This window comes from Okeania sp., assembly GCF_035285525.1.
In the GTDB taxonomy this organism is placed as follows: domain Bacteria; phylum Cyanobacteriota; class Cyanobacteriia; order Cyanobacteriales; family Microcoleaceae; genus Trichodesmium.
Genome location: NZ_JAYKGW010000133.1, coordinates 1 through 14,949, shown reverse-complemented (window position 1 = coordinate 14,949; position 14,949 = coordinate 1). Strand labels below are relative to the sequence as shown.

Annotated in this window: 11 protein-coding genes and 1 pseudogene; 4 read left to right on the top strand and 8 right to left on the bottom strand. The window is 36.5% G+C overall.

What is annotated here, in order from left to right:
* Positions 1-2,332, top strand: a 2,332-nt coding sequence (locus VKJ25_RS12655) for a DUF3769 domain-containing protein (RefSeq protein ID WP_324236989.1), incomplete at its 5' end; no start/stop codon positions are given.
* Between the two features lie 387 nt (positions 2,333-2,719).
* Positions 2,720-3,304, top strand: coding sequence for a hypothetical protein (locus VKJ25_RS12650; RefSeq protein ID WP_324236988.1), 585 nt, complete (start codon positions 2,720-2,722; stop codon positions 3,302-3,304).
* Between the two features lie 131 nt (positions 3,305-3,435).
* Here the strand turns inward: VKJ25_RS12650 and VKJ25_RS12645 are convergent, their stop codons facing one another.
* Together VKJ25_RS12645 and VKJ25_RS12640 are read right to left on the bottom strand one after the other, a co-directional pair.
* Complete coding sequence (locus VKJ25_RS12645; RefSeq protein ID WP_324236987.1) at positions 3,436-3,960, bottom strand: phycobiliprotein lyase; 525 nt, start codon at positions 3,958-3,960, stop codon at positions 3,436-3,438.
* A gap of 151 nt (positions 3,961-4,111) precedes the next feature.
* Positions 4,112-4,285: a hypothetical protein gene (locus tag VKJ25_RS12640; RefSeq protein ID WP_324236986.1), complete on the bottom strand. Its 174-nt coding sequence runs from the start codon at positions 4,283-4,285 to the stop codon at positions 4,112-4,114.
* Between the two features lie 136 nt (positions 4,286-4,421).
* Between VKJ25_RS12640 and VKJ25_RS12635 the strand changes: the two genes are divergently transcribed.
* Together VKJ25_RS12635 and VKJ25_RS12630 are read left to right on the top strand one after the other, a co-directional pair.
* Positions 4,422-5,099, top strand: coding sequence for a sigma-70 family RNA polymerase sigma factor (locus tag VKJ25_RS12635; protein ID WP_324236985.1), 678 nt, complete (start codon positions 4,422-4,424; stop codon positions 5,097-5,099).
* Positions 5,100-5,753: 654 nt separating this feature from the next.
* Positions 5,754-7,205 carry a peptidoglycan-binding domain-containing protein gene (locus VKJ25_RS12630; protein ID WP_324236984.1) on the top strand — a complete coding sequence of 484 codons (1,452 nt, stop codon included), beginning with the start codon at positions 5,754-5,756 and terminating at the stop codon, positions 7,203-7,205.
* A gap of 482 nt (positions 7,206-7,687) precedes the next feature.
* Here VKJ25_RS12630 and VKJ25_RS12625 read toward each other — a convergent pair whose 3' ends face one another.
* From VKJ25_RS12625 to ffh, 6 genes and pseudogenes are all read right to left on the bottom strand, one after another.
* Positions 7,688-8,200 (bottom strand): ferric uptake regulation protein, encoded by a 513-nt coding sequence (locus VKJ25_RS12625; protein WP_324236983.1) that lies wholly within the window; start codon positions 8,198-8,200, stop codon positions 7,688-7,690.
* A gap of 220 nt (positions 8,201-8,420) precedes the next feature.
* Complete coding sequence (locus tag VKJ25_RS12620) at positions 8,421-8,834, bottom strand: ChuX/HutX family heme-like substrate-binding protein (protein ID WP_324236982.1); 414 nt, start codon at positions 8,832-8,834, stop codon at positions 8,421-8,423.
* A gap of 280 nt (positions 8,835-9,114) precedes the next feature.
* The gene (locus VKJ25_RS12615; RefSeq protein WP_324236981.1) at positions 9,115-10,068 is read right to left on the bottom strand and encodes a PhoH family protein; all 954 of its coding nucleotides are present in this window, start codon (positions 10,066-10,068) and stop codon (positions 9,115-9,117) included.
* A 499-nt stretch (positions 10,069-10,567) separates the two neighbouring features.
* Complete coding sequence (locus tag VKJ25_RS12610) at positions 10,568-11,053, bottom strand: KH domain-containing protein (RefSeq protein ID WP_324236980.1); 486 nt, start codon at positions 11,051-11,053, stop codon at positions 10,568-10,570.
* A 91-nt stretch (positions 11,054-11,144) separates the two neighbouring features.
* Positions 11,145-11,414 (bottom strand): annotated as a pseudogene (rpsP, locus tag VKJ25_RS12605) (30S ribosomal protein S16); the annotation flags it as partial.
* Positions 11,415-11,817: 403 nt separating this feature from the next.
* Complete coding sequence (gene ffh / locus VKJ25_RS12600; protein WP_324236979.1) at positions 11,818-13,269, bottom strand: signal recognition particle protein; 1,452 nt, start codon at positions 13,267-13,269, stop codon at positions 11,818-11,820.
* Positions 13,270-14,949: the final 1,680 nt, after the last annotated feature.

Below are 14,949 nucleotides of genomic sequence, written 5' to 3'. Positions count from 1 at the left end.
CTCAGAATCAGAAGATAAAAAAGAAAAAAAATTTAACTATGTACCAGCATCAGAATCTCCAACTCAAAAATCAATATTCTCATCCATTTCATTTTCAGACTTCTCAGAATATGCTGTATCTGATTTGCCGGGAACCGTAAGAAAATCACAAACTACTCAACCAAAAAATTTATTCAGTTTTGATAGTACCAAAAAATTAGAAAGCTGGAGTAACACAAAACCACCAATTTCTACAAAACTTCAGATAGAGGAAACTACCAGCAAAAATAATACTGCAGAACTGCCAAATCTTCCTCAAGACGAAGAACCGACTCGCGAAACTGATACCCTAGAATCAGAAGACAAAAAAGAAAAAAACCCTAACTCTATATTAGAATCTCCAAATAAAGACTCAAAGAATAAAAAAAAGGATAAAAAAGAAGATAGAGAAACTATCCAAATACCCTTACAAGCAGATGTAGTTGAAGTAACCGCAGAAAGTCAAGAATATAACGAGCAACAACAACTTATTACTGCAGTAGGTAACGTGACAGTAAGATTTAGTCAAGGAATAGTCAGTGCTGATAAAGTACAAGTTAATCTGATAACTCGTCAACTTCTAGCAACTGGAAATACTATTTTTACTCAAGGACAACAAGTTTTGCTTGGGGAACGGATGGAATATAACTTCGTTCTTGATAGAGGCTCTATCGAAAAAGCAAGTGGAGTTGTTTTTGTTGGTCAAGCCGAAGAAAGTGCATCATCCTTACCTACCACAGAAGGAGTAGGAGCATTAGGAGCAAGATCATTGAGTGAGACCATTGCTGCTACTCAACCTCCAACCAAAGTCAAATCTGCGGGAGCGGCAAAATTTACATTTGAACCAAAACTAGAAGCACCCCAGCAGACAGGAACAGTTAACCGAATGCGTTTTGAAGCTGATCGCCTGAACTTATTGGGTGCTGGTACTTGGGAAGCAACAAATTTGCGACTAACTAATGACCCATTTTCACCTCCAGAGGTAGAATTAAGGTCAGAGCGTGCTACACTTCGACCTCTATCTCCCTTTCAGGATGAACTGATCACGAAAAAAGCCAGGTTAGTATTTGACCAAGGTTTTAGTGTACCATTACTTCGGGAACGAACAATTATCGATCGCCGACAACGAGATCCATTCCCCATCCAGGTTGGTTACGATCAAGAAGATAGGGGTGGTTTATTTATTGAAAGTACATTTGAACCTTTTATTCCAGGTCCGATCAGGATTAAGTTAACTCCTCAATACTATCTAGAAAGAGCATTTTTTGGTGGTGAAGGGGACTCCCCCATAAATGGTAACGTTTTTGGTCTCAAAGCTTCTGTTGATGGTGCGATAACACCAACAACTCAAGTAGAAGGACGAGCTACAATTTTGACATTTAAAGATTTTCCTGACTTGGATGAAGAAGACTTCCGAGGTAGTATTCGCCTCAGACAGTCATACCAAGGTTATGATTTGACTGGGGAGTATAGTTATCGCGATCGCTTATTTAATGGTAGTTTAGGATTTCAAACTGTTCACACAAGTGCGGGTTTTGTCCTGACATCCCCCAAGATCAAAATAGGTGAAACTGATGCTGAACTTAGTTTTCAGACTGGATATCAATCAATTAATGCGAGAACAGATCGCCGAGAGTTGTTAACTGAACTCCAACCATTTGAACCTATACCTGATAGTGATGATGATGATAGCAATCCGAGATCGCGAGCTGACCTCAGTCGTTTCCAGGGTGTAGTGTCTGTGAGATACCCACTAACTATTTGGGAGGGTAAACCATTACCAGCAACTCCAACTGAGGGTTTGAAGTATACGAGCAAACCAGTAGTTCCATTTGTACGAATGGTGTTAGGACTTACAGGTGCTACTAGCCTTTATAGTAATGGTGAAGACCAATCTTTTGTCCGTGGTAGTCTTGGATTTATTGGGCAATTTGGGAATTTTTCCAAAGACTTTTTTGATTATACTGGATTTAACATAACTTATAGTCAGACGAGTTTAAGTGGTGAGTCACCTTTTTTCTTTGACCGGGTGGCAGATACAAGTGTCCTTTTGTTTGGTTTAGTCCAACAAATTTATAAAAGTTTTCGGGTTGGTTATCAGACTGGTGTGAATTTAGAAAATGGTGATATTTTGGATGATCGAATTACATTAGAATATAGTCGTCGTACTTATGGGGTAGTATTAAGTTTTCGTCCTAGACGACAAACTGGTACATTTAGCCTGCGGATAAGTGACTTCAACTGGAAAGGTGGTACAACTCCATTTTCTGATGAAGATGTGCGTCCTGTTGGTGGTGGTGTGGTTCGTGAATAATGGATAATTGATAATTGATAATTAATAATTAATAATTAATAATTAATAATTAGGGCTGGCTGATGAAATATCAAAGTGTTTACTGGTAAAGGTTATAACCTTAGAGAAAAAAATGGTTCCCGATAAATTGGAGACCAAACCCCTACAGGGTGTCAGTTATACCAAAAAGCTGATAACTGATAAGAAGAGACCTAGAAACCCGGTTTCTTCAAGAAACCGGGTTTTTGGATCGGACTCTTCTCAGTTAAGTGTTCCCTGTTCCCTCTTTTAACTGAAAAAGCTGATAACTGATAACAAGAGACCTAGAAACCCGGTTTCTTGAAGAAACCCGGTTTCTGGATAAGACTCTTCCCAGTTAAGTCTTCCCTGTTCCCTCTTTTAACTGAAATGGCCGAACCTTTATCTATATCTGCTTTAGCAGAGGCTTTGTTAACAAAGTATGATTTTGACCTTGGGTATGAAACATCCGAGGAGCTTGTTATTCGTTGGCAAAACAACTATCAAGTGGAGTGGCTTTCTTTAGCAGTTATTGAGGCATTATATTTGGGGCGGTATAAAGCTATCTCTGTCCAACAGATATTAACATCCTGGAAACGTCGTGGTCAGCCTATTTATCATTTCAATTCTGAATTTCAAAATATTATTACTAGAAATGTTCTAATAAATATGACAAATCAGGTAGAGACTGATTCTTTATCAACAACAATACAATCTAGTTTTTTAGCAGAAAAATCCCCAGAGCATTCTGAATTTGTTTCTTTACCTTTAAATCCATTTCAACCAGACTTGAAAAATAAAGCTCAAAATTTGTCACCGCAGCCAAGTCCAGTAAAACCAGATCAATATAATATAAAATACACTAATTTTTATACTAAACTTAAAGAAGTTGTGAAAAATAGTCAAGATTTGCGATCGCACGATAATCAACTAAAACCCAAAAAACAAACAAAGCTTTCAGAAAATCAGGAGTAGGAAGTGTGGAAATTTAACCCATAAACCCGGTTTCTTCAAGAAACCGGGTTTGTAACCAGATTTAACCCATAAACTCGGTTTCTTCTGTCCTTGTAGTCAGGACCAATATGCTCCCACTATCAAACCATTTGCTAACTTTTAACTCGCCTAATTTCTGAGCAAAAAGAAGCTAAAGTAAAACCATTAGACTTTTTAATAACACTGGTGCGTAACCGCAGATTAGGTATTAAATACCAGAAACGCTCCTCTGCATATAAACCTTCTGACTCTGTAATCAAAGTAAGAACATCATCACTTCCCATAATGTAGCGACCACTAATTTTTGGGCTGTTACCATCACCTCGATCTGGCAATAATTTACCTTGCTTGGGGTCGTCAGAATTAGGAATAACTATCAGTATTGTTGAACCGGTATCTTTAACTTTTTCTTTGTTAATTGTACCATTCCAAGAAATCTTGATTCCTATTAACTCTGTTACACTGGAATCAACTTGATTTTGTTCACATAACTTAATTAATATAGGGTCAGTTTTTCCCAATACCTCAACATTCACCTCTGATTTACCTGCTTGCAAATCCCCAGAGACCAAATTATGAACCGTCCGTTGGGAAAACCATTCACCTGCACTTAATTTAAAAAATTCAATAATGTCCATTAACTTGCTAATCTTATCTATTCAGAATTAATACTATTGTTGCACTGGTTGGTAAGTTCTAAGTCTCATAAGACAGGAAATCTTATTTCATTGAGTTACAATAGTAGCAGGCAAGATGCCTGCATTACAAAGAACAAATTTCTGATTTTAGCTATTGCTTTAATGCTCTTAATGCTTGGATTGCCAGTAAGACAAAACCTATGGAACCCAATACAGTCAGAACTTGGGCTACTAAATCAGGTGTTAATATTTCACTCATAACCATAATACCTTTAATCAAGTCAGAAGTTATTTTTGTAACATGGATTTTGAATAATCCTACCAAAATATAACCTTGTTTCTGGGTAAGTTCTATATATTTTAAATTAATAGTGATTTTTAAACATTAACATTAATCTAATATTTCCAACTTTATGTTAAAAACACAACCTACTTACAAATTTCCTGAATCTAACCACCCTATGGTTAAATCACTCTTTCATCATAGTGACCAAGAACTATTAACCTTATTTCAAAACTATCCAGACCAAGGGAAATACTTCGTCACAATTTTCTGTCGCTATGGTATGATAGTTCAAACTTTAATCCAACATTCTGTGCGATCGCCTGTTCAAGCAGATTATCTATTTGCCCAAACTTGGCAACATATATTCTATGAACTGCGGGGTTTAGATTTACGAGAAGGAGCGGACTCAGAAAATGGAAATAATACTCTCCAGAATTGGTTAATAAATATTACAGCTATTCGTATTAACCAAGAAGAAATGCCTCCTGTGGAGTCAATTCGTTATTCTTTAGAAATAGCCCCACCACCTTTATGGTGTTATGTTAGGCAAGTATTAGATCGGTTAGCTCCTCTACTGCGGTTAACTTTGTTAATGTTTCAGACTTTTCATTGGAGTGAAACCAGAATAGCAGCTTATCTCCAAGCTGAGGGAGAAACTATTTCACACCAAGAGGTAAAATCTTTATTACAGCAAGGATATCATAATCTAAATACTAATTTGCCAGGAGATATTAAAGCTATCTATTTTAATAATGATATTGAAGAAATTAGTAAAGGGGTAAATCAAATTTTCCAAGTTCCAAAAAAACTAGAAAATAAGAATAGCCAAGGTAATAACCTCCCAACTTTATAAATTAAGTTAAGGTTTATGTTAGATCAGAAAATCATCTCAAATCCGGTAGTATCGTTACAATTTAAAACAGTAGGGGTTTGGTTTCCAAACCCTAGCCCTAGCCAGCAGATTTGAGATAACGCAGTGGACTGGCACAGCTAATAGCATTACTTGTGAGAAATGCTATACTTGGAAGGTGGTAAAAATAACTAGAAAAACCACAAAAGCTAGTTAACAATACAATTACGTCAATAAATAGTATTTAGAAATAGAAAACCCAAGTATAGCAAAGTTTTTGAGAATAGGTATAACACCTGGGATGAGGGCGGGTTTAGCTAAATCTCAGGGTTAGTAGGGAAGTCTCTGTTTAGACTGGCACAGCTAACACCTGGGATGAGGGCGGGTTTAGCTAAATTTAAGGGTTAGTAGGGAAGTCTCTGTTTAAACCCGCCCCTACAGTATTATGGTAAAATTTCCTTCTTCAAAGCCAGCAGATTTGATATCATATGAAAATTACTAAATTAAATTTAGCTTGTTAATATAAAAAATAAGCTTTGGTCAATCAAACTATGAATTAAGATATAGCAATCTTGAATGGGTTGTAAGATTTTTTTTCTGTCACAAATTATAGCTAAATTCACTAATGCCAAAAACAAGAACCTTCCCAGAAAATTTATGGAATCTCTTGCATACTTAGAACTTTTTCTTGTGAGTGAAGAAATTAAGGATTTCCAACTTATTAAAGGACTTAATTGGAAAAAACTTTCTAGCTTCACTTATATAAACTTTTTATCATTAATAACTATTAATTCTATTCTGATTAATACTACTTTGGCTCAGGTATCAAATATCTCTCCTCCTGAAACAAATAATTTTAATTTGACTCATACTCAAGAGAATAGAATAGCTCCAGTCCCACTAAGAACAAACTCTTTTGTTTCTAACTCTAGACCAGAAAATCAGTCAATTCTTTCTCCTGATAGTGCAGTCTATTTAAGACGTGGAGATTCATCAACAACAGTAGCAGCAGTGCAAAGAAAACTTAGAGATCTGAGGTATTTCACTGCTAACTTAACTAGCTATTACGGCCCAATAACCGAAAGAGCTGTCAGAGATTTCCAGCAAGATAATGGTATTACACCTACAGGTCAAATTGACCCTACTACCTGGTCCTTACTATTTGTCAGGAAAGGAACAAGTCATGGTCATAGATTATCACAGAAGTATGCTGCAAAAGTATTATCTTTGGGAGATATTAGCCCTGAAGTAGCAGTTATTCAAAGACAGTTAAAAAAATTAGGCTTTTACACAGGTTCAATCAATAGTATTTATGACCAAAATACTAAAACTGCGGTCATCAAATTTCAAACTGTTCATAGAATTACACCTACAGGTCAGTTAGGAGCTACTACTAGAGATTTTCTATTTAATGATAGGTATCATCAGAAGAGAGTATTTCTGCAACGTGGAAATATAGGTCCAGAAATTGGGAGATTACAACAACGTCTACAATATTTAGGTTATTATCAGGGGCAAATAAGTAACTATTTTGACCAAAGAACAGAAACAGCAGTAATTGATTTTCAAAATAGAAATAGAATTACTCCTACAGGTATAGTCGGACCAACAACTCAAGCTTTTCTGTTTAATTCTCATCAAGTTGCACATCTGAGTCCAGTATATAATTCTAGAGACAATTGTATGACTGGGCAATATTCGTGCTTAACTGTTTTGCGACGAGGCGATCGAGGTTCGGCTGTAAAACAACTCCAGATTTCATTAACAAAATTGGGTTATTATCCAGGAGGCATTGATGGAGTATTTGGATCGGGGACAGAGTTTGCCGTAAAATGTTTTCAGCAAGATATGGGATTTTCTCCTAGTGGGGTAGCTGAAAGAAATACATTACAAGCATTAAAACATCCTTTGTTTGTTAGTCAAAATGCTTCTGGAGAAGAAGTTAATTATTTGGGCAGTCAGACAGAAGTATTAAAACTTCAAAATAGACTTCGTTTACAAGGGCTGTATTTTGGTCCATTGAATGGAGTTTATAATTCAGAAACCAGAGCCGCAGTGGTAAAAGCTCAACTTAGTTATGGAGTTAGTGCGAAAGATATTGGAGACTAACTATTATAGATCAAAAATACTGTAGGGGCGGGTTACGGTTCGCGAAAAATCAGCAGAGACCTCCCTGCTGACTCTCAGATTCAGCTAAACCCGTTCTCATGCAAGGTGTTAGCTGTTACGTTACATGATTAGATATTGGAGATTAAATATTATAGTGGATCAAACCCCTACTAATGAACTATTTAAGATGAAACGGTCTACTACTGGACTGACGCATCTAAAAGTTTAGCTTGCTTCGTCCTAGTGGTACGATAGTGAAACAAAAAAAAGCTTGCTATTGTTGGGTTTCCTTCCTCAACCCAACCTACAGGACTAAATCTGAGAGTCAGCTAAACCCGCCCTCATGCAAGGTGTTAGCTGTTATGTTATATGATTGGGGGCGAGTTTATCTAATGAAATGAAAAAGCTGTTTGCGAAGTTCCTCTGTTTGCGAAACATTCGGAAGGAAAGGTAAAGAAGGCTAACTAATAACTGAAATGATGCTATTCATTTTTGTCTGTATCTACTAACGCTCGTGGGCAAGACCAATCAGAAGATACAAGAGAAGGCCATCCCTTTCTCAGAGCTTCATAACAAATTGTATGAATAGTTAACTGACAATCTAAGAGATGTAATCCTGATTTTTCTGCTTGCTTAAGACCCATCTTTAAGATAGAATCATTCTTAAATTCAATAGTTTTGTTACATTGCACACAGACAAGATGATGGTGATGGTAAGGATGGGGCTGATTTATTTCATAATGTTTATGTCCCTCTGCTAATTCTAGTTCTCGAAGAATTCCCATCCTTGCCATTAACTTTAGGGTTCTATAAATAGTAGATAGACTAATTTTTTCACCCCGATTTTGTAGGACATTATAAAGGTCTTCGGCACTCAGGTGATTGCCGTTGGGCAGATTTTGAAAGATGTGCAAAATTGTTTCCCTTTGGGGAGTCATTCGCCATCCTTTTTCATTTAGTTCTGCTTTAAATGAAGATGGTGTGTATAGAGCCACTATATTTTATCAAAAACTTATATTTATTGATAATCATACATAATAATTTAATGATTGTCAAAAAAAGGATTTTATTGATAATTAGGGATCAGGGAGTAGTTAAGAGTTAGGAGTTAGGACGAATAGGAGTTATAGAGTAGGTAGGTAGTTGTAAAAATTGTCTCTTAATGTTTTGAAACAGAAGAAACCGGGTTTCTAGGTTTGGGGGGTGGGGAAGAAGTTAATCTTCTAAATTTTCCACTGCCACAGGTTCCCAAACTTCACCATATTTTTCCCTCAACTTTTCCCAAGCTTCCACTTGTCCAGGTTCATATTCTCCTGGTTTTCCCCATTGCAAAAATGCACTTAAAGCCACTTTTTCTTGACTATCTAAAAAGCGAATCGCGTAAGTAGTAAAATTTCCTCGTTTGGCTTCCCCAGTTTCAAACTTTACTTGTTTAATCTGATCCATATTCAGATGAAATTCAAAAATATCAGAGTGTATATTAGCATATTTCCCTTTAGGAAGTTCCGCATAAAATAACTTTTCCATTTTTCCTCTAACTTCCAATACCGCAGCACTACTTGTCACAATTAAACGTAAAGTTCCTAATTGTTCACAAGCTTCTAAAAATTCTTTTAAATTAGTATTCATAAGATAAAAATTTATTTTAATTATTGATTTTTTGGCATTGTTGACTTTATTTCAAGCCTCTGGCATTCCTTAAAAATGCTGCGTAAACAGCCAAAGATACTAATAGCTCAATACGGTTTAGTTAAGACGAAAACTCATAAGATATAAGATATTAAACCATGAGATAGGCTTTTCAGACTACAAAACTGCCAAAAAAATCCTTAACTGAACCGTATTAGCTGATAACTGATAACTCAATTGCGCAGTTCGGACCTAGGAGGCTAACTGATAACTGAAAAGCCTATTTTTCATAATTTTCATAAGCAGCTACTATCTTCTGCACTAAAGGATTTCGTACAACATCAGCTTGAGATAGTTCACAAATAGAAATACCTTCAACATTCCGTAAAATCTTAATAGCAACAGATAATCCTGACTTTTGATTTAAAGGTAAATCTGTTTGAGTAATATCTCCAGTCACCACCATTTTTGAACGGAAACCTAAGCGAGTTAATACCATTTTCATCTGAGCAGGAGTAGTATTTTGAGCCTCATCAAGAATGACAAAAGAATTATTCAAAGTTCGACCTCTCATATAAGCTAGAGGTGCAACTTCAATAACTCCCTTTTCCATCAAAGTATTAACTTTTTCTGGTTCAATTAATTCATAAAGAGCATCATATAAAGGTCGCAAATAAGGGTTAATTTTTTGTTGCAAATCTCCTGGTAAAAATCCTAATTTTTCTCCTGCTTCCACAGCAGGTCTAGTTAAAATTAGTCGTTCATATTGGTTGTCTAAAAGCGCTTTTACTGCTATAATTGCTCCCAAATAAGTTTTACCAGTCCCCGCTGGACCAACACAAAAAGTCATATCGTGAGTCCGAATGGCCTGGACATATTTTCTTTGACGAAAAGTTTTAGCCCGAATTTCTAGTCCACGGCGAGTTTTGGCCAGAATATCTTGCTGAAGTTGTTCTAGGTCATCTTGGCGGTTGGTCTCAATAGCATGACGAGCGGTGAGAATTTCTACCCCTGTGATAGTTTTACCCTGTTTCCATAGGCTTTCTAAGGAAATTATGATTTTCTGGCATCGCTCAATTTGATTGTCAGTGCCAGTTATTAGTAATTCTTGTCCCCTGAGTACGATATTTGCCCCTGTATGCTTGGCTAGTAATTTTATATTTTCTTCCTGATAACCAGAAAGAGCGATCGCGCTATCAATACTAGACAATTCTATTTTCAATTCCTCTGTCATGCCAACATATTTATTTCTCTCATCCTAATTCTAGAGTTATTGGAATCAGCTAATTTTTTCCACAAAAGTCTTGACAAAATACCTAATTTATGAAAAACCATAAAAAGTTGATCTAAATCCCTGGTTAAATATAGTGTTCAGCAGTCGGTACTGATAACTGATAACTGACTAGAGTCATTGGAATTAGCTAATTTATTCACAAATATCTTTACAAAACACCTTAATTTATATTTATGATAATTTTCTCAAAAATTTTTTATATAAATTCCTGGTTAGGGATAGTATTCAGCTATTGGCCGTCAGCTTTTAGTGCTGAATGCTTACCCGATCACTTATAACTGAAAATGCCCCCACTATAGCTTATGGAAGTTAGTGGTGGCATTATAGCAACCGCCAAGGCAGTTAGGACATGGACTGATAATAAATCAAAGACCACGGAAACACTTTTCTAGCTGTTCCCTCCATACCTGTTCCCTGTTGCCTGCTATGGTTATGATTTTTACATCATTTCATGTCCATTTCTTTTGAGTCTAATGGGACTGGGAGTTGTACCACGATGCCGAGATAGTTTGTGTCTGTGTTCAGGAAGGCGATTATTATCTGTTATAGCCCTTCTGTGATATAGTCCTTCTTCTCGATCGCTTGGATAATCAGAATTATAAGAGCGTTGTACATCTGGCTGGCCTTCGTATATCTCTAAATGTACAGATTGACCAGCCGTTTGAGCTACCGCTTCTAACAAAGTACGAACTGCTTGGATATTACGTCCTCCACGACCATATACTCGTCCTTTTTCTGGCTCATCAAAAGCCAAACGAATCCAAGCTTTGGCTTGCCGAGGATTAACCTCACAGTCCACCCGTAGAGACTCTGGCGACTCTAAAAATGGCTCAATTACAGATCTAACTATTTCAGAATAATCAGGATTCGCTGACTGTGGGTTGTTCCTCAGACTCGGTAACTGTTGCTGTGGCAGTTGGCTCACTGTCACTCGTTTGGTCGGTTTCGGTATTGGTTGTTGCTTCGCTCGGTTCAGTATTGGTAATGGCTTCTGTCGATTCTGCATGGGAAACTGATAAGCTTGCTTGGGTGTTAATTCCGGTTCTGGATGATTCAAGGACATTAGCTTTTTTCAATATATTACGCACTGTATCTGTTGGTTGGGCACCTTGTTCTAGGCGTCTGGTAATTGCTGGCACATCTAATCTAGTTTCATCTGTTCTAGGATTATAAAAGCCGAGTTCTTCTAATGGACGGCCTTCCCTACGGGAGTCACTATTCATGGCTACTATCCGGTAGCTATGCTCCCGTTTTTTTCCGTATTTCTTTAATCGCAGTTTGATCATTTCGAGTGATTTTACTCCTGTTTGGAATTATAAGCTATTATTTTGTCGTAACCTAGTAACATTTCGATATTTTTTATCACTTTTACAATTTGGTGCTAGGTATTCTTGACTTTTGATGTCTATTATGGTATTTCCACTTCTAATTATTCCCCAAACTAAAATTTAAGTTTTGGAGATAGACTTTCTACTTCACTAAGGATTAGTAGCCCAAGGACTTGACACTGATTTTTTCTGAGGGCTTAAAATTAGCGGGAATTTCACCAAATCTTATTTTACAAGACTTCATCAACAGAAGCATGGTTTAAATCCAATTCTTCTTGAGGCTTTACTATGAAAAATGTTGAACAGAAATTATGTTTAAGAACATCTAGATAATATTTCAGCTTTTGTTTCTGTCCTTTTGTTAAAGCTGTCCAAAACCTTTTTTCTTTTTCTGCTTCTTTTTTTTCTTACCGCCAATCATACCTGGTTGGTTGCGCCAACCAGGAGGTGTTTTACCTCCCGGCATACCAGGCATTCCCATTCCCGGCATACCAGGCATTCCCATTCCCGGCATACCTCCTTGGCTCATTTGCTGCATCATGGAACGCATTCTTTGGAAGTCACCCACCAGTTTAGTAACATCTTTCTCTACATACCCGGAACCACCTGCAATACGTCGTCGTCGAGAAGGAGATTTTGCTAAAAGTTCTGGGTTTTGACGCTCTTGGGGTGTCATCGAATTAATCATAGACTCACACCGTTTAAGCTGAGTTTCTCCCTGCTGTAACTGATCTTCACTGATTTTATTCATCCCTGGAATTAATTTCATAATTCCTCCCAGGGAACCCATATTTTTCATCAGTCGGGTTTGTTTGAGAAAGTCAGTAAAGTCAAACTTAGCTGAGAGAATTTTCTCTTGCATTTTTTCAGCATCAGCTATGTCAAACTCTTCCTGAGCTTTTTCTACTAGGGTCAGAACATCTCCCATTCCTAAAATTCGAGAAGCCATTCTTTCTGGATAGAAAGGTTGGAGAGCTTCTACTTTTTCTCCCACCCCTACAAATTTTATTGGTTGACCAGAAATTCGACGAACTGATAGAGCTGCCCCACCTCTGGTATCTCCATCCATCTTTGTCAGTATAGCTCCGGTTATGCCAATTTGGTCGTTAAAGGTACGGGTTAATGTGGCAGCTTCTTGACCAGTCATGGCATCTACCACTAGCAATGTTTCCTGGGGTTTAACTGATGCTTTGATTCTGGCAAGTTCGGCCATCATATTTTGGTCTATCTGTAGCCGACCTGCTGTATCTATAATTACTGTATCTATACCATCTGCTTTGGCCTGTTCGACTCCTTTTTGAGCAATTTCTACAGGTTCTGTATCTGTACCTAATTGAAATACGGGTACATCTATCTGTTTACCTAGAGTTATTAACTGGTCAATAGCAGCAGGTCTATATATGTCAGTAGCTACTAGCAGAGCACTCCGGTTTTCCTTTCTTAAGTGTAAGGCCAATTTGGCTGAGGCGGTGGTTTTTCCTGTCCCCTGTAAACCTGCCATGAGGACAATAGTTGGCGGTTGGTCAGCCTTTGCTAAGGGAGAGTTAGTTTCTCCCATTACTTGTACTAGCTCATCATGGACTATTTTGATGAACTGTTGATCTGGTCTTACTCCTGTTAATACATCTGCTCCTTTGGCCGCTGCGCTGACTTCGGCTATAAAGTCTTTGACAACTTGCAAGTTTACGTCGGCCTCTAATAGGGCGCGACGTACTTCTCGTAGTGCTTCTTGGATATTGGAGTCGGTAATTTTGCTTTGACCCCTTATTTTTTTCCAGGCGACTTCTAGGCGGTCAGCAAGGGCTTCAAACATAGAGCAATTTTAGATGGCTAGTGGTAGTTTTTTACTATAGCATCATTTGATAAGTTTTTGTATTGGCTAATTTTTCTGAATGTTTAAGCTTATATAGGGGAAATATGTAACTTAGTCAAGGTAATAATTTAACTTCTGATGTAAGCAGTCAGCTAGCCTCCTGGGTCTGCTCTGCGCTCTCTTGGTCGATTTGATATGGTTAGGGAACCTATCTATCCCACCCTCCGGGAAGTTCCACTTTACTTACTTTTCATGTCGCGCAGCGTTTCATGTCGGTTCAAGGACTTAAAACGACCGCTTTTTCGTATAGGGAATGTTGCTCTTTCCATGTCGTGCAGCGAAACAGGTATTAGCTATTGATTTTAGTTTTAGATAAAAGCTTTATTGATTGAGGTAAACTAAATTTTACTATAAAAACTAACTTGATAGGTTATATTCATTTAAAGCTTTTTCTTAGGGTTGGGATATTATTGCTGAATGGGAGTGCATTCCATAGGAAGAGCTGATGGCTAATAGCTGAATGTTTACTTTTTGACTTTTGTTATGCAATACTTAAAAAAGTTTTTATATTGGGTAAATATATTAGCAGGGTTATATGTTTTAAAGTAGTTACTACCTAGTATGTTAAATAAATAGACATCTTCAATAATAAAAAATAAGGATGGTTATCGCACATAAATTATCTATCTCTTTGATTGTAAGTATTTAGCAGTTACCATTTAGCGGTCAGCTATTTTTTTTAGTTTGAGATATGGGTTCTGAGGCCAAACCCCTACAGTTTTTTCTCACAAATCATTTATTATAGCTATAAAAATTCCAATAACATAGAATTGCTATACAACTTACAATTTTTGATACTAGATATGTTTGATGTTCAATAATGAATAATTGATAATGGATAATTGATAATTGATAATGGATAATTGATAATGGATAATTGATAATTGATAATTGATAATTGATAATTGATAATTACCTCTCCCGAAAAGGAAGAGGATTGAATAAAAGGAAAAAAATATTTCTTTTGGTTGATGAGATAATGACGTTTTCGGTGCTTTTTTCCCTTTAAAGGGGAGGCTTAAAGGCGCGAATTATTTAATTATTAATTATTCGGAAAATTCATTTATTTTTGTAAAAATTTAGTTTTTAGCTATCAGTTATTTATGAGTTTTAGACAAAAGTTTTATGTAAGCATTTCCTGGGGAATGCTGCACAACCAGCTATTAGTAATCAGCAGTTAACTCCTAGTTTTTTTAATGACTGAAGCCAGTTTTATTTTAAATTTTTAACTATAAATCTGTTAACCCATGCAATAATTGCTAGAAAATTTATATATGTGTCTTAGAAGCTGAATTAGGAAGTTCCGATCGAGGAATCTAAGTGTTAGTTAACTGCTGAATGCTTACAGTTTTTTTAATTAAATCAGAATAAATTTAACTACAAAAAACAACCTTAAATTCTGTTAACCCGTCTCCTTGCAACTGGAAGATTATTGCTTTTAATGCAGTAATTAACTAGATATAAAACTGATAGTTAATAACTAAATAATTTACTGACTACTAAACCTAAAAAATACACCATAATCTACTATCCAATGAAACTAGAAGAACATAAGTTTATTCGTTATTTTGAACCGGAACAAGCTCAACAAATTTGTCAGATTGCTATTATTGAAAAATT